The organism is Streptomyces canarius (assembly GCF_014650735.1).
Classification (GTDB): domain Bacteria; phylum Actinomycetota; class Actinomycetes; order Streptomycetales; family Streptomycetaceae; genus Streptomyces; species Streptomyces olivaceoviridis.
Genome location: NZ_BMVN01000008.1, coordinates 48,366 through 64,059, shown reverse-complemented (window position 1 = coordinate 64,059; position 15,694 = coordinate 48,366). Strand labels below are relative to the sequence as shown.

Genomic DNA, 15,694 nt, shown 5'->3' with positions numbered 1-15,694 from the left:
TCCAGTCAGCACCGGCGTCAGGGCAGCGCCGGTGCCGGGGAGCGGCGCCGGGGGTCGCGCCGCTGGTTCCTGTGCCCTGTGTGCGGTTGTCGGTGTTCCGCCGGCCGGCCCCGGGCGTCCCCGGAGCCGGCCGTTCCCTTGGGTGACCGGGCTGCTGTCCCCTGCCGTCCGGTCACCTCCTGGAGCGAGGTCCCACGGCGTACGGCACGACCCGTACGCCTCATCGCTCCAGCGAGCCACGCGTGGTTCTTTCGGGCCCGCCCCTGGCTGGCACGGACACCCCCCTCAACGAAGCGTGCGCGGACCGGTCACGCGCCGTACGGGTGAGAGCGGGACCGAACTCAGATACGACCCCGGCTGAGCTCCAGCAGGGTCATGGCCAGTGCGGTGCCCGGCTTGCCGAGCGCGTCCCGGTAGCGGCCGAGGATCTCCATCTCGCGGGACAGGTGCACCCGCCGCCCGCCGGAGGCGATACGGGTCTGCTGGACGACGGCGGAGACGGCCATCCGCTCCTGCACGAGACCGATGATCCGGTCGTCGAGCGCGTCGATGCGGTCACGGGCGTCGGCGATGATCGCCTCCGGTGCGGCGTCCTGTCCGGTGCCGGGTGCGGTGTCCGGTGCGGTGGTGGTCATGTCGGGCTCCTCGCTGGGATGAGTGCCCGGGAACGACACGGCCCGGAGAAACGACAGACGCCCCGGGGCCTTGTCGGCCCGGGGCGCCTGGGAAGTCGCTTGGCGTCAGCTCAAGCAGCACGACCATGGCAGCCGGCGGGCCGGGTGCCATAGGTAAAGACGAAGGTCGAGTGCTTGCGCATGCGGTCAGTATGCCACGGCGGCTTCCCTCGGAAGGTCGCCCGGCCACCCCGTTAGAATCGGAAGCACAGACCCCCGCCCGACCACCAGAAGGCACCCCGTGTCATCAGCGACCCAGTCTGCCGCCACCCCCGACACCGTCCTGGTCGTCGACTTCGGCGCGCAGTACGCCCAGCTCATCGCCCGACGCGTCCGCGAGGCGCGGGTCTACAGCGAGATCGTGCCCAGCACCATGCCGGTCGCCGAGATGCTCGCCAAGAACCCCGCGGCGATCATCCTCTCCGGCGGCCCCTCGTCCGTGTACGAGGAGGGCGCCCCCACCCTCGACCGCGAGATCTTCGAGGCCGGCGTCCCCGTCTTCGGCATGTGCTACGGCTTCCAGCTCATGGCGCAGGCCCTCGGCGGCACGGTCGACAACACCGGCGCCCGCGAGTACGGCCGTACGGACCTGCACGTCTCCAGGAACTCCTCCACCCTCTTCGAGGGCACCCCGGCCGAGCAGCACGTGTGGATGTCGCACGGCGACGCCTGCTCCGCCGCGCCCGAGGGCTTCGCGGTCACCGCCTCCACGGACGTCGTCCCGGTCGCCGCGTTCGAGAACGACGACAAGAAGCTCTACGGCGTCCAGTACCACCCCGAGGTCATGCACTCCACGCACGGCCAGCAGGTGCTGGAGCACTTCCTGTACCGCGGTGCCGGCCTGGAGCCGAACTGGACCACCGGCAACGTGATCGAGGAGCAGGTCGAGGCCATCCGCGAGCTGGTCGGCGACAAGCGCGCGATCTGCGGGCTGTCCGGCGGCGTGGACTCCGCCGTCGCCGCCGCCCTCGTCCAGAAGGCCATCGGCTCCCAGCTGACCTGCGTGTACGTCGACCACGGCTTGATGCGCAAGGGCGAGACCGAGCAGGTCGAGAAGGACTTCGTCGCGGCCACCGGCGTACAGCTGAAGGTCGTCGACGCCGAGGAGCGCTTCCTCAAGGCGCTCGCCGGGGTCAGCGACCCCGAGGAGAAGCGGAAGATCATCGGCCGGGAGTTCATCCGCGTCTTCGAGCAGGCGCAGGCCGAGATCATCGCCGACGAGGGCCCGGCCGTGGAGTTCCTGGTCCAGGGCACCCTCTACCCGGACGTCGTCGAGTCCGGCGGCGGCACCGGCACCGCCAACATCAAGTCGCACCACAACGTCGGCGGCCTGCCCGAGGACCTTGAGTTCAAGCTGATCGAGCCGCTGCGCAAGCTGTTCAAGGACGAGGTCCGCATGGTCGGCCAGGAGCTGGGCCTGCCGGAGGAGATCGTCCAGCGCCAGCCCTTCCCGGGCCCGGGCCTGGGCATCCGCATCGTCGGCGAGGTCACCAAGGAGCGGCTGGACCTGCTGCGCGAGGCCGACGCCATCGCCCGCGAGGAGCTGACCGCGGCCGGCCTGGACCGCGACATCTGGCAGTGCCCGGTGGTCCTGCTCGCCGACGTCCGCAGCGTGGGCGTCCAGGGCGACGGCCGCACCTACGGCCACCCGATCGTCCTGCGCCCGGTCTCCTCCGAGGACGCGATGACGGCCGACTGGTCGCGTCTGCCGTACGACGTGCTGGCGAAGATCTCCACCCGCATCACCAACGAGGTCCGTGACGTCAACCGGGTCGTCCTCGACGTGACGAGCAAGCCGCCGGGCACGATCGAGTGGGAGTAGGCCCTACACGCGCCTGAGCGTGCGCAGGGGCTCGCCGGGTCTCCAGACCTGGGTAACCAGATACGTGTCGTCCTCGACGTAGGTCCGTACGACCTCCGTCAGCTCGGTGCGGAAGAGGTGGAACGGCTGCGGCGGTTCCACCTCTTCCACGTACGCGGCCCTGGCCCCGCCGTCCTCGACCTCGTACGCCCGCCCGCCGACCCGGACGTCCCCGCCGCCCATGTCCGTTCCCGCGCCCGGGTTGGCTTGGAGGGTGAACCGGGGGTCGCGGCGCAGGTCGAGGGCTTTCACCGAGCCCGGCATCATGCCGAGCCACAGCTCCCCGCCCAGGAAGCGGACCTCGATCCCGGAGGTGCGGGGCGAGCCGTCCTTGCGGAGGGTCGCGAGGACATGGTGCCGGTGGGCGCCGAAGCGCTCCTCGGCGGTCTTCGCCAGACCGGGTACGGCGGTGCTGAAGGCTGCCCAGTTCATACGCGCCAGTCTCACCGGCAATCCCGACATCCCCTGTCGGGTATGCGCGGCATCTTCACAGCACGGCTCTGCCCTTTCGCGCCGGACGGCGGTACCTTCCGGCCCGTACCGCAATCCCCGTACGGGAGGATCCATGCACGGGCCCACGCCGCCCCTGCCGCTGCCCACCGACCGGCTCCGGTTCGCCATGCCGCCGATGCACGACTCGCCCGAGGACGAGCGCCGGCACCGCAAGGAGCGGCTCGCGGGCGCCCTGCGGATCTTCGGGCGGGCGGGTTTCGAGGACGGTGTGTCGGGACACATCACGGCCCGCGACCCGGAGTTCACCGACTGCTTCTGGGTCAACCCCTTCGGGATGCCGTTCAAGCACGTCACCGTCGGCGATCTCGTCCTCGTCAACCAGGACGGGCAGGTCGTCGAGGGCCGCTACCACGTCAACCAGGCCGCGTTCACCGTGCACGCCCAGGTGCACGCCGCCCGCCCCGACGTCGTCGCCGTCGCCCACTGCCACTCCGTGCACGGCCGCGCCCTCGCCGCCCTCGGTGACCTCATCGACCCCATCACCCAGGAGAGCTGCGCCTTCTACGAGGACCTCGCCCTGTACGACGCCTACACCGGCGTCACCGTGGACGCCGAGGAGGGCCGCCGGATCGCCACCGCGCTCGGCTCCCGCAAGGCCCTGGTGCTGCGCAACCACGGGCTGCTCACCGTCGGCGACTCGGTCGACGCGGCGGCCTGGTGGTTCCTGTCCCTGGACCGGTCCTGCCAGGTGCAGCTGCTGGCGAAGGCAGCGGGCCGCCCGGTGCTCATCGACCACAAGCTCGCCGTCGCCACCCGCGAACAGCTCGGCGGCGACCTCGTGGCCTGGATCAACTACCAGCCCCTGTGGCAGGACATCAGCCGCAGCGAACCGGACCTGCTCGGCTGACGCACCGCGAGCGGTGCGGTCCGTGGCCGATCCGCCGGGTCAACACGGCGGTACCGGCTTCACCCCCGGTGAGCCGGCCCCGGCGCGCGGGAGGGCCCGCGTAGGGCACAATTCGCTGTCAACACAGGGGAGTTGCCCGGCCGTCGTACCCCACCACGGGGCCGGCGGCCGGATCGGCAGGTCGCGGGGAAGGCGGGCGTCGGGCGTGGCGGTGCGGGAGGCGAGAGGGCACACGGATGCCGACGGCGTCCACGAGGGCGGCTGCACGTGCGGGGACTGTCCGCACGGCGCCCGCGAGGGACACCGGCGGGCCGTCGCCGCGTTCCTGCGCCGGCGCGACGAGTTCGCCGCCGGCCGGGGACTGCCCGCGGCCGTCGCCCACTCCGCCTCCGCGTCCCGCCAGTGGGTCTCCGAGGAACTGACCCAGCGGGCCGAGGCCGTCGCCGAACGGAGCCGGGCCGAGGGCGCGGCCCGGCTCGGCCGGCTGTGGCTGCGGACGCTGTACGCGGTCTGGGGCGCGGTCATCGCGCTGCTGCTGGCCGAGGCGCTCACCGCGATCGGCGCGGGCTGGACCGGCGCCCGCACCGCGGCCCTGCTCGCCGCGCTCGTCGTCGCCGCCGCGCTCACCGCCGCCTGCTTCTTCCACCGGGCGCGCGGCGGAGCGCTCGCACCGGTGATCGGCGAGGACAACCGCGTCTCCACCTCCCGTACCGTCGCCGCCTGCTGGGTCCTGTTCGTCGCGTACGCCGTCCTGCTGCTCGCCGCCCGTCTGGCCGCAGCCTCCGACCACGCCGAACGCGACGCGCTGCTCCTGGGCCTCGACCTGGCGCGCGGTGCCGGCATGGTGACCGTCCTCGCCGTGGTGTGCGGCGTCGCCGTGCTGGTCCGCCGGGTGGTGGGCCTGCGCATCCTCGCCCAGCGGCTGCAAAAGGTGCCCGCCCACCGCCCGCGCGCCGCCGACCTGCTCACCGACGACTCCGGCCGGGGCGCCTTCACCGACATCCAGTACGTCGCCATCAGCGCCGTCGCCCTGCTGTTCGCCGCCGTACGACTGGCCCGCCGCCCCGACCAGCTGCCCGACCTCCCCTGGGGCCTGGGCGTGATCGTGCTGATCTCGGCCGCGACCTACCTGGCCGGCAAGTACGCCGAGGGCGGCCGGCCGGTGATCCTCTCGGTGGTCCGCGCCCGCGAACCCGGCGACCTCGACGGCCCGATCCGCACCGGCGACGACATCGAGATCCGCGGCAGCGGCTTCGTGCCGCCCGGTGCCCAGAGCGCCGACCGGCTCTCCCGCATGGTCGTCCGCATCGGCGCGGTCGACGTGCACGTCCCCCTGGTCCCGGTCACGGGCGGCTTCCGCAACCCCACGGACAACGCCCTGACCGTGCCCGTACCGGCCGAGGTGGAGCCCGGCGCGGTGGAGGTGCAGGTGGTGACCGCGGCCGGCGTGACGACCAACCGGTGCGTCGTCCAGGTGACGGAGTGAACGGGTGGGGAGTGAACGGGTGGGGAGTGAGCGGGTGACGGGGTGAACGAGTGGGGGAGTGAGCGGGTGAGGGCGTGAACGGCCCGTCCGGAGACGGGTTTTCGTCCTTTCGCCCGGCTCCTGCCGTGATCCTCGCTACAGTTGCCGCCAACCGCGGCGGGCGACGCGGGAGCGGTGGGGGGTACGGGGATGCGGGAACTGAGCGCGCCGATACGCGCGGTCATCCATGCGGCGATGTCCGAACCGGACGCGCTGAGGCTGTGGTCGTCCGTCGCGCCGGAAGAGGTACTGGCGTCGGAGACCCACCGCAACATCGCGCTGCACGTCTTCGACCACCGCGACCGGCTCGCCCCGGCGCACGCCGCCGCGGACCCGGACGTCCTCGACGCCGTGTACCTGGCGGGCACCTACTACCTGGAGCGCGTGCAGCACCTGCCCGAAGGGGAGAGCTGGGAGGGGTACGCCTGCACCTTCCTCTTACGGATCGTGCACGCGGTGCGGCCCGCCGCCGTACCGCAGCCGCTGCGTGACGCCTTCGCCGAGCGCCCGCCGGAGGACGTGCCGCCGTACGAGACCGTGCACGCCGTGGGCAGGGCACTGCTCGCCGCCGGCACCGCCGGGCAGGACCCGGAAGCGGTCCTGGCGGCCGGCGCGCTCCTGGCTCACGCCTGGGAGGAAGCCCGCGGCGGGGAGTCCGGGCCGCACATCGCCTTCGGCTTCGCCACCGGCCTTGTCGCGATGGCCGACCTCGGCGTCGGCCCGCAGGACGCGCGAGCGCGCGGGATCACCCTCATGCGCCTGGCCCTCGCCGAGCTGCCCGCCGACGACCAGTTCCGCGACGCGATGCTGACCGCCCTCGCGTCGGAGCTGGCCAAGGCACCGCGTCAGACGCCGGACGAGGCAAGTCTGGCGGCCGACGTGACCGCCTATATGCGGCAGGGCGGCCTGGAACGCCTCGAAGCGGCCGTCGACCGGCTCCGCACGGCCCTGGCCACGTCCGCGACCGGGGAACCGGAGCGCAGTCTGCGCCGCGCCGAACTGGGGCAGGTGCTGCGGATGCGGTTCGAGAGCACGGGCGAGCTGACGGACCTCGACGCCTCGGTCACCGAGCTGCGGGCCGCACTCGCGAGCGGGGCACTGGACGCCGAGAGCCGGGCGTCGGTCGCCTCCTTCCTCGGCCTCGCCCAGCTCGACCGGTACGTCCACTCCCAGGACCCCGCCGACCTCGACGCGGCCACGAGCGCCGTCCGGGACGGCTGCGACCCCGCCGTGGCCGCCTCGCCGGCCCACCCCCAGCGGCTGACCAACCTGGCCGCCGTCCTCACCGCGCGATTCGACCGCTACGAGCGCGAGGCCGACCTCGACGAGGCCGTCGAGCACCTGACCTACGCCGTGACCGCCACGCCGCCGGCCCAGCACGACCATCCCGTGATGGCGGTCAAGCTGGCCGTCGCGCTGCGCAGACGCGGCACCCACCAGCGACAGCCCGCGGATCTGCGCCGGGCCGAGGCGCTCCTGCGGCAGATCGCGGACGGCTCCCCGGGCACCGGCCCCACCCCTCAGCTCGCGCGGATGGAGCTGGCGGAGCTGCTGGCGGAGCGGGGCACGCTCTTCGACGACGAGCGGGACATCGCCGACGCCATCGACCAGTACCGCGCCACCGCTCTCACACCCACCGAGGACATCCGCACCCGTCTGCGCTCCGCCTACGGGTGGGGCGTCCACGCGCTCACACTGGGTGACGTGGACCTCGCCCGCGAGGGCTTCCGCCTGGCGCTGACCGACCTGCTGCCCAAGCTGACCGGTCCCGCGCTGGGCCGGGAGTCGCAGGAGACCCGGCTGCGCGAGGTGTCCTCGTTGGCCACCGTCGCCGCGACCGCCTCCGTCATGGCCGGACGGCCCGGGGAAGCACTCGTCCGGCTGGAACAGGGCCGCGGTGTGCTGCTGGCCCAGGCCCTGCGGCTGCGCGGCCGGCACGACGACCTCTCCGCCGCCTCACCCGAGCTCGCCGAACGGTTCGAGCGGGTCTGTGCCGAGCTGGTCGCGCGACGACGCGGCCCCGAGGAACGCAAGGCGGCGGCGGCCGAGTTCGACCAGGTGGTCAGGGACATCCGCACCCTGGAGAAGTGGGAGGACTTCCAGGAGCCGCTCGGCTGGGAGCGGCTGAGCGAGGCCGCGGCAGACGGTCCCGTGGCCGTGGTCAACGTGTCCGCGTGGGGCTGCTTCGTGCTGCTCGTGACCCGGCCGCCCGGCCGACCCGGCCGCGTGGAGACGCTGACGCTCGACGTCACCCAGGACGACATCGACCGACGCGCCGGGGCCTTCCGCACCGCCGTGACCCGGCTGCGGGAAACGACGGGCCGCGAGCGCCTGCGGGCGGACAGGGAACTGAAGGACACGCTGCGCTGGCTGGGGGCCCGCATCGTGTGTCCCGTCCTCGCCCACCTGGACCTGGCCGGACCGGCGGACCCCGGCGTGCCCCCGCCGCGGCTGTGGTGGTGCCCGACCGGGGTGCTGTCCCTCCTCCCGCTGCACGCCGCCGTGCTGGAGGAGGGGCCCGACGGGCCGGTGTACACCCACGACCGGGTCGTCTCCTCCTTCACCCCGACCCTGGGTGCCCTGCTGCACGCCCGCTCCCAGCCGGTCACCGGCGAGAACCCCGCCTCCCTCCTGGCCGTGGCCGTGGACGCCGGCGGCGCGCACCCCCCGCTGGCCGCCCTGGACGACGAACTGGCCGTCACCGGCGGACTGCCGGGCCGCCGGGACGTGCTGCACGGCACCGAGGCCACGCCCCGGGCGGTGCTGGCCGCGCTGCGCGGACACACCCACGCCCACCTGGCCTGCCACGGCGTACGGGACCCCGGGGACCCCGCGCGCAGCCGACTGCTCCTGCACGGCGGGGAACTCACCCTGCGCGAACTGGCGGGGGAACGGCTGACGGACGCCCGATTCGCCTACCTCTCCGCCTGCCACAGCGCCGCACCCGGCGAGGAACTGGCCGACGAGGTCATCTCGGTGGCCTCCGCCTTCCAGCTCTGCGGCTACCGGCAGGTGATCGGAAGCCTGTGGACCGTCGACGACCGGATGGGCCCCCTGCTCGCCGCAGAGGTGTACCGCCATCTCGCCGCCCCCGGCACCCCGCCCGCCGCCGTCGCCCTGCACCGGGCCATCGGTGTGCTGCGGGAGCACCCCCGCTACCGCGATCCGCTGTTCTGGGGCTCGGTCATTCACCACGGACTGTGAGGAGTTGCCCGGTGGACGACGAACGCAGACTCCGCGCCGACTTCTGCGCGGCGCTCGAATGGCTGCCCGAGGAGCAGGAAGCAGCCGCACTCCGCGCCGCCGTGCGGTCCGTGCTCGACGGCACGGCCACGGTACGGCAGGCGATCGACGCCTTGGGCGTGCCGGAGCACGTCCTGACCGGGCCGGAGAGCGCGGTACGCGGCTGGGAACCGGGCGACTCCCTCCTCCCCGGTGCCGTGGCCCGCGCCGGCGGTGAGGTCTACCGCTGCCCCGAAGGCTGGTGCGGGCTGAACGAGCCCCGGCGGCCGAGCGGCACCATCCCGGCCGGCGGGCGCTGCTGGCTGCACGACAGACCGCTGCGCGTCGTGGAGGCATGACCGGTGGCCCCGGTCCTCGACGGACTCGGCGAGAAGCTGGCCGAGAAGTGGCTGACCGCGCTGGCGGCCCCCGGCCTGCTGTTCGTGGGAGCCACCGTCACCGCCGCCGTCCTCGGCCACGCCCACGCACTCGACTGGTCCCTGCTCCGCAGGCGAGTCGGCCACTGGGCGACGACGGCGGGGCACTGGTCCACCGGCGAACAACTCGCCGCCGCGGCGGTCCTCATCCTCGCCGCCGTGGCCGTCGGCACGCTGGTACGGACGTGCGGCGACGGCGCCGTACGGATCTGGACGGGAGACTGGCCCGGCCCGCTCCGACCGCCGGCCCACCGGCTGACCGCCCGCCGCGCACGGCACTGGGACGATCTCCAGACGGACATCGAGCGACTGCGCACCCCCCGTCCCGCCCGCGACCGGACAGCGGACGTCCGCCAGGAGATCGACGCGTTGACCGTCCGCCGTGACCGCATCGCGCTCGCGCGGCCGACGCGCCCCACGTACACCGGCGACCGCCTCGCGGCCACCGTCGTCCGCGTGGACACCCAGTACGGCATCGACCTCGCCGCCTGCTGGCCCCGGCTGTGGATGGTGCTGCCGGAGGACGTGCGGACCGAGCTGCGCACCGTGCGGACCCGCTTCGACACCGCCGTCGTGGGCTCCGTCTGGGCCGCCTGCTACGCCGTGCTCGGGTGCTTCTGGTGGCCGGCCGCCGTGGCCGCCGTCGTGACGGGGCTCCTGGCGCGGCAGCGGGTGTCGCAGGCCGCGGCGGCACTCGCCGAGCACGTGGAGTCCGCGGTCGACGTCCACCTGCGACGACTGGCGGAGGAGATCGGGTTCACCGCACTGGCCGACGGGCCGCCCGACCGCCGCCTGGGCCTCGCCCTGAACCGCATCGCCCGCAAGGCCACGTGAGACCGGTGCGAGGCCCGCGGGAAGCCCGGCCCCGCTGTTCACGTCGACGCCCGAATTCCGGAAAATGGTCCAGGAAAGGATTGAACGGGCTCCCTTCGTCATACGTATGGTCACGTGAGGGGTGCTTCGGCGGGCGAGAGGCGGCTGGCGGCGATGACTCACGGGATGCGGACGGGCATGCACACCACTGGGCTGGACGGCCATCGCACCTGGCGGGAGACCGCCAGCCACTACGCCCTGCTGCCACTGCGCGTCTTCCTGGGCGTCACCTTCATCTACGCCGGTCTGGACAAGCTCACCGACAGCGCGTTCATGAAGTCCGGCGGCACCGGCTCCATCGGCGACACCATGCGCGCGGCCCGCGACTCCGCCGCCATCCCGGCCCTGGTCGACCTGGCCTTGAAGAGCCCGGTCGGCTTCGGCTACGCCATGGCGCTCGGTGAACTGGCCGTCGGCATCGGCGTCCTGCTCGGCCTGTTCGGCCGGCTGGCCGCACTCGGCGGCGCGCTGATCTCCCTCAGCCTCTGGCTGACGGTGAGCTGGGCGACCACCCCCTACTACTACGGCAACGACCTCGCCTACCTGATGGCCTGGCTCCCCCTGGTCCTCGCCGGCACCCCCTACCTCTCCCTCGACGCCGCCTGGCGGGCCCGGCGCCGAATGACCGGCGGCTACCGCTGACCGCCCTCGGCGCCGCCCCGTCTGCGTATGCCCCGGGCCAGCGCCGCCGTGGCGCCGGCCAGGCAGAGCCCGCCCACGACCAGCGGGACGACCGCGAACCACGGTGTCTCCCACAGACCGCCCGCGTCTCCCGCGAACGCCACCGCGGTGGCGGTCAGGAAGAGCCCGGCGACCAGCTTCCCGGGCTGGAACTCATGACGCAGCACGGCTGACCTCCACCTGTCCCACTCCGACGCCGAGCGTCAGATCCAGCGTGCCGCCCTTCCCGGCCCCCTTGGCCGGCATCAGCGTCACCTCCTCGTGCCTTCCGGGCCGCACGTCCACGTCCTTGCCGCTGTCCCCGGGCAACCGGATGTCGCCGACCCCCACATCGATGCTCAGCCGCACCGCCGCGTCCGCCGGCACGATCACCTTCAGCTGTCCCGCGCCCACCCGGACGTCCGTCGCGACCGCCTGCCCCTTGGCCGGGTGCACCCGGGTCAGGTCCAGGGTGCCCCGCCCGGTGCCGAGGTCGTACCCGGACCGCAGTTGGGCCGCCGCGACCGGCTTCCAGGACGTCTCCCGCCAGTCGGTGGTGATGTCGCGGGGCAGCGCCGCCGCCCCCGCGAGCAGCCCCGCCGTGACCAGCGCCAGGAACACCGTGCCGGCCCCGGTGCGGCCCAGGAACGCGCTGAGCGCGATGCCGAGCCCGAACACCGCGAGCGCGCACGCCAGTCCGGTCTGGAGGCTGGTGCCCAGTGGGTGCGTGTCCCAGCCGAGCCCCGTGCCCAGGCCGCCCGCCAGCAGGGCGAGCAGGAACACCCAGCCGCCGATCCAGCGTGGGCCGCGCGGTCTCGGGGGCGCGGCATGCGGCGTCTGTATCGCCCCGGGGTGGGTCCAGGGGTTGGGTACGCCGACGTCCACGACCGAGGTCAGATCGCGCTCGCGGGCGTCGCCGGGCCCCCACAGATAGCCGGTGCCGCCGACATGGGTGCCGTCCTTGACGATCGGGTCCCGCCACCAGGAGGGGTAGGTGGTGACGACCGGCGGCGCCTGGGCCTCCGGCGGGGCGTCGGCCGCGGCCTGCGCGGCCAGGGGGTCGGGGTCGGGGGCGCCGCGGCGCCGCGACCAGTACCCCGCGCCGGCGAGCAGCAGCGAGAGCACCGTGGCGAACGCCAGCACCCCGCCGTTCCTCAGCATGGTCAGGAAGATCCCACAGCCGACCAGGGCGAACAGCACGGCGGCCAGCGCCTGGCCGTCCACCCGGCCCGTGAAGAGCTTGCGCAGCTCGTTCTCCTCCTCGTCCTGGTACGGCACCAGGAGCCAGGCGAAGCCGTAGAAGATGAGGCCCAGACCGCCGGTCGCGGAGAGCACGGCCAGCGTGATCCGGAAGATGACCGGGTCCATGTCGGTGTGCCGGCCGAGTCCCGCGCACACGCCCGCGATCATCTTGTGCCGGCGGTCGCGCCGGAACCGGTCGGGCACCTCGGCTCCCTCCCGCGGCTCCGGCTCGTTCGCGGGGGAGTGGGGGCCGGCGCCGGCCGCTCCCGTCTCGTCCGTCGCGGCGGGCGCGGCATCCGTCGGCCCGGTGCCCGGGGCCGGGCGCGGGCCGGGGCCGGGTCCCGGACCCGTCGCGGCGTGCTCGTGATCCGTCATGCGTCCATGGTGACGGCCCGGCCGCCGCGGCGGCAGTCGGGACGACCCTGGGCCAACCCTGAAATCGGCCCTGAGACGGGGTGGGGAAGCGTTCGAGCGGCACCGGCCGCCGCGCAACGCCCGCCGAACCGACCACCCGGACCGGCCCCGACGGAAGATCAGGGGCGTCTCGGGGGCAGACCCTGATGCCCCCTCCCGCCGCTCGTGTGACCATCGTTGGCATGCCGGAAGCCGCAAGCCTGCCACTCGACGACCCGCGGCCCCCGCGCAAGCTCTACCGCAGCAGCGACGGACGCTGGCTCGGCGGAGTGGCGCGGGGCCTCGCCGGGCATCTCGGGCTGCCCGTCGTGTGGGTGCGGCTCGTCTTCGTCGGCCTGTTCATGGCCGACGGACTCGGAGCGCTGCTGTACGCCGCGTTCTGGTTCTTCGTGCCCCTCGGCGTCGGCGGCGTCGGCGACCAGAAGCCGTCGCTGGTGGGCACGGAGGCCTCGCCGGACGGCCGCCGCAGACTGGTGGCCCGCAAGCCGGACCGGGGACAGATCGTCGCGCTGCTCCTCATGGTCATCGTGTCCGTGGTCTTCGTGGGCAGCGTGAACCTGGGCAGCGCCACCAAGGCGTATCTGGTGCCCGCCGTGCTCGTCGCCGCCGGTGTCGCCCTGGTCTGGCGGCAGGCGGACAACGCCCGCCGGGCCCGCTGGGCCGAGGCCGGCCGCCGGCGCCGCACCCTCACCCTGCTCCGCGCGGCCGGCGGCGTCCTGCTCGTCACGGCCGGTGTCTCCGCCATCTTCGTCCTACAGGGCTCGACCGCCCACCTCGGCGCCGTCCTTCAGGCCGCGCTCGCCGTCCTCGTCGGCATCACCCTGCTCGCCGGCCCCTACCTGGTCCGCATGACCCAGGACCTGTCCGAGGAGCGCCTGATGCGCATCCGCGCCCAGGAACGCGCCGAGGTCGCCGCCCATGTCCACGACTCCGTGCTGCACACCCTCACCCTGATCCAGCGCAACGCCGACAACGCGGGCGAGGTGCGCCGCCTCGCCCGCGCCCAGGAGCGCGACCTGCGCACCTGGCTGTACAAGCCGGAGGGCACCGGCAAGGACGAGGCCGACGAACCGGACACGGTCGCCGAGGCGGTGCGCCGCAACGCCGCCGAGGTGGAGGACAAGCACGGCGTGCCCATCGAGGTCGTGATCGTCGGCGACTGCCCGCTCGACGAGAAGACCGGTGCGCAGATGCAGGCCGCGCGCGAGGCGATGGTGAACGCCGCCAAGTACGGTGGCGAGGGCGGCGCCGTACAGGTCTACGCCGAAGTCGAGGGAAGGACGGTCTTCGTGTCCGTGCGGGACCGCGGCCCCGGGTTCGACCCCGACGCGATACCCGCCGACCGGATGGGTGTCAGAGAATCGATCATCGGCCGCATGGAGCGCAACGGCGGCACGGCCCGGTTGCGGGCGGTGCCGGGCGGCGGCACCGAGGTCGAGCTGGAGATGGAGAGGGCGGAGAAGACGTCATGAGCGACGCGACCGAGGCGAACGGCACGGCGGGAGCGGCGGAGCCGGCCGAGGCCGGCCGGACCGGCGGCGCGGGTGGGCGGCACGTACGGGTGGTGCTGGTGGACGACCACCGTATGTTCCGTACCGGCGTCCAGGCCGAGATCGGCCAGACCGCCGAGACCGGGGTCGAGGTGGTCGGCGAGGCCGCGGACGTCGACCAGGCCGTCGCGGTCATCACCGCCACCCGGCCCGAGGTGGTCCTGCTCGACGTCCACCTGCCGGGCGGCGGCGGGGTCGAAGTGCTGCGCCGGTGCGCTGCGTTGATGGCGGACGCCGAGCAGCCGGTCCGCTTCCTCGCGCTGTCCGTGTCGGACGCGGCGGAGGACGTGATCGGGGTGATCCGCGGCGGCGCCCGCGGCTATGTCACCAAGACCATCACCGGCACCGACCTGGTCGACTCGATCTTCCGTGTCCAGGAGGGCGACGCCGTCTTCTCCCCACGGCTGGCCGGCTTCGTCCTGGACGCCTTCGCCTCCACCGACGCCCCGCCGGTGGACGAGGACCTGGACCGCCTCACCCAGCGGGAACGCGAGGTGTTGCGCCTGATCGCCCGGGGCTACGCCTACAAGGAGATCGCCAAGCAGCTCTTCATCTCGGTGAAGACGGTCGAATCCCATGTCTCGGCGGTCCTGCGCAAGCTCCAGCTGTCCAACCGGCACGAACTGACCCGCTGGGCGACCGCGCGCCGGCTGGTCTGACCCCTACGGCCCCGCCTCCGCCCCGCCCTGTCCCTCCCCGCGGCCGGCCCTCACTCCACCCTTGTCGCCCCCGCGAACGGCATCTGGCCGATCGGAGCGAGACGGACCGGTGCCGACGGGTTGGGGGCGTGGATCATCTGGCCGTTGCCCACATAGATGCCGACGTGACTGATCCCGGAGTAGAAGAACACCAGGTCCCCCGGCTGGAGTTCGGAGCGGGAGATCCGCCGGCCCGCGTCGATCTGGGCGTAGGTGGTGCGGGGCAGGGAGATGCCGGCGGAGCGGTAGGCGGCCTGGACCAGACCCGAGCAGTCGAAGGCGTGCGGGCCGGTGGCGCCCCACACATAGGGGCTGCCGAGCTTGCTGTAGGCGTAGGCGACGGCCGCCGCCGCGCGGGAGGTCGGGGCGGCGGCGGACCCGGGCCGCTCCAGCGGCTGCCGCGCGTCGGCGGCCGACCGGGAGACGCGGGCGCCCGTGCCGTCGGCACCGGTGACCTCGGTCCGCTGCGGCGGAGTCAGCCGCGCCAGCAGCCGCCGGGCCTCGTCCAGCTTGCCGGTGACGGTCCTCTTCCGCCGTCTCAGCTCCGCCTGCCGTGACCGCAGCGACGTCACCTCGACGCGCGCGGCTCCGCGTAACCGCTCGATCTCCCGCAGCTGTTGGCGCACCCGGGAGACCGCGGCGGCCTGCCGGTCACCGGCCCGCTCCGCGAACGCGGCGCCGTCCAGATACCGGTCGGGGTCGCTGGAGAGGGCCAGTTGCCAGGCCGGGGCGATGCCGCCGTCCCGGTACTGCGCCGCGGCGATCGAACCCAGTGCCTCCCGGGCCGAGTTGAGTCTCGTCTGCTTGCGGGCGGTCTCGTCCTGGAGCGCGCTCAGCCGCCGCTGGCCGGCGTCCGCCTCCTCCTTCGCCCCGTTGTACTTCTCGGTGGCGGCCTCGGCCTCCCGGTACAACGTCTCCACCTTGGCCTTCACCTGCGCCGGCGTCAGCTGCGGTTCGGCGTGCCCCGTCCCGTCGAAGGCGGTCGTGGTGGCCGCGCCCGCCAGGGCGAGAGTGGCGACCGTCCGGGCCGTATGGCCGCTGAGCGGGCGTTGCGGGCGCTTGCGGTGCGCTGCCACCTGAACCGTCACGTCCTTCCGTACGACTCGCACGACCGAGCGGTCGGTACGCCCCACGGCGGCCCGCACAGGGGAGCGGGCCGCCGCCGGGCCTTTCTCGGC

At 73.7% G+C, this 15,694-nt stretch carries 14 protein-coding genes; 9 read left to right on the top strand and 5 right to left on the bottom strand.

What is annotated here, in order from left to right; all coding sequences use genetic code 11:
* Window positions 1-341: 341 nt before the first annotated feature.
* Window positions 342-635 carry a chorismate mutase gene (locus IE294_RS13895; RefSeq protein WP_189885800.1) on the bottom strand — a complete coding sequence of 98 codons (294 nt, stop codon included), beginning with the start codon at window positions 633-635 and terminating at the stop codon, window positions 342-344.
* A gap of 280 nt (window positions 636-915) precedes the next feature.
* Between IE294_RS13895 and guaA the strand changes: the two genes are divergently transcribed.
* Window positions 916-2,496, top strand: a complete 1,581-nt coding sequence (gene guaA / locus IE294_RS13890; RefSeq protein WP_189885799.1) for a glutamine-hydrolyzing GMP synthase — start codon at window positions 916-918, stop codon at window positions 2,494-2,496.
* Window positions 2,497-2,499: 3 nt separating this feature from the next.
* On the opposite strand, the gene IE294_RS13885 is transcribed toward guaA, so the two are convergent.
* Window positions 2,500-2,967: a pyridoxamine 5'-phosphate oxidase family protein gene (locus tag IE294_RS13885; RefSeq protein ID WP_189885797.1), complete on the bottom strand. Its 468-nt coding sequence runs from the start codon at window positions 2,965-2,967 to the stop codon at window positions 2,500-2,502.
* A 133-nt stretch (window positions 2,968-3,100) separates the two neighbouring features.
* On the opposite strand from IE294_RS13885, the gene IE294_RS13880 reads away from it, so the two are divergent.
* From IE294_RS13880 to IE294_RS13855, 6 genes are all read left to right on the top strand, one after another.
* Complete coding sequence (locus IE294_RS13880; protein WP_189885795.1) at window positions 3,101-3,895, top strand: class II aldolase/adducin family protein; 795 nt, start codon at window positions 3,101-3,103, stop codon at window positions 3,893-3,895.
* Window positions 3,896-4,100: 205 nt separating this feature from the next.
* On the top strand, window positions 4,101-5,381 hold the full coding sequence (locus IE294_RS13875) for a hypothetical protein (protein WP_189885793.1): 1,281 nt from the start codon (window positions 4,101-4,103) through the stop codon (window positions 5,379-5,381).
* 234 nt (window positions 5,382-5,615) lie between these two features.
* A complete protein-coding gene (locus IE294_RS13870; protein WP_229917157.1) occupies window positions 5,616-8,624 on the top strand; it encodes a CHAT domain-containing protein in 3,009 nt (1,002 codons plus the stop codon).
* A gap of 11 nt (window positions 8,625-8,635) precedes the next feature.
* Window positions 8,636-9,001: a hypothetical protein gene (locus IE294_RS13865; protein ID WP_014674449.1), complete on the top strand. Its 366-nt coding sequence runs from the start codon at window positions 8,636-8,638 to the stop codon at window positions 8,999-9,001.
* A gap of 3 nt (window positions 9,002-9,004) precedes the next feature.
* A complete protein-coding gene (locus IE294_RS13860) occupies window positions 9,005-9,913 on the top strand; it encodes a hypothetical protein (RefSeq protein WP_189885789.1) in 909 nt (302 codons plus the stop codon).
* 153 nt (window positions 9,914-10,066) lie between these two features.
* Entirely contained in the window at window positions 10,067-10,594 is a 528-nt protein-coding gene (locus IE294_RS13855) for a DoxX family protein (RefSeq protein WP_189885787.1), read from the top strand.
* Here IE294_RS13855 and IE294_RS13850 read toward each other — a convergent pair.
* Together IE294_RS13850 and IE294_RS13845 are read right to left on the bottom strand one after the other, a co-directional pair.
* Window positions 10,585-10,800, bottom strand: a complete 216-nt coding sequence (locus IE294_RS13850; protein ID WP_189885785.1) for a hypothetical protein — start codon at window positions 10,798-10,800, stop codon at window positions 10,585-10,587. The two genes, IE294_RS13855 and IE294_RS13850, sit on opposite strands and share 10 nt — an antisense overlap.
* On the bottom strand, window positions 10,787-12,229 hold the full coding sequence (locus tag IE294_RS13845) for a PspC domain-containing protein (protein ID WP_189885783.1): 1,443 nt from the start codon (window positions 12,227-12,229) through the stop codon (window positions 10,787-10,789). Before IE294_RS13845 ends, IE294_RS13850 begins: the two co-directional genes overlap by 14 nt.
* 221 nt (window positions 12,230-12,450) lie before the next feature.
* On the opposite strand from IE294_RS13845, the gene IE294_RS13840 reads away from it, so the two are divergent.
* On the top strand, window positions 12,451-13,740 hold the full coding sequence (locus IE294_RS13840) for an ATP-binding protein (RefSeq protein WP_189885781.1): 1,290 nt from the start codon (window positions 12,451-12,453) through the stop codon (window positions 13,738-13,740).
* Window positions 13,737-14,477 (top strand): LuxR C-terminal-related transcriptional regulator, encoded by a 741-nt coding sequence (locus tag IE294_RS13835; protein ID WP_189885779.1) that lies wholly within the window; start codon window positions 13,737-13,739, stop codon window positions 14,475-14,477. Before IE294_RS13840 ends, IE294_RS13835 begins: the two co-directional genes overlap by 4 nt.
* Before the next feature lie 50 nt (window positions 14,478-14,527).
* Here IE294_RS13835 and IE294_RS13830 read toward each other — a convergent pair whose 3' ends face one another.
* Complete coding sequence (locus tag IE294_RS13830; RefSeq protein ID WP_189885777.1) at window positions 14,528-15,592, bottom strand: C40 family peptidase; 1,065 nt, start codon at window positions 15,590-15,592, stop codon at window positions 14,528-14,530.
* Window positions 15,593-15,694 lie beyond the last annotated feature (102 nt).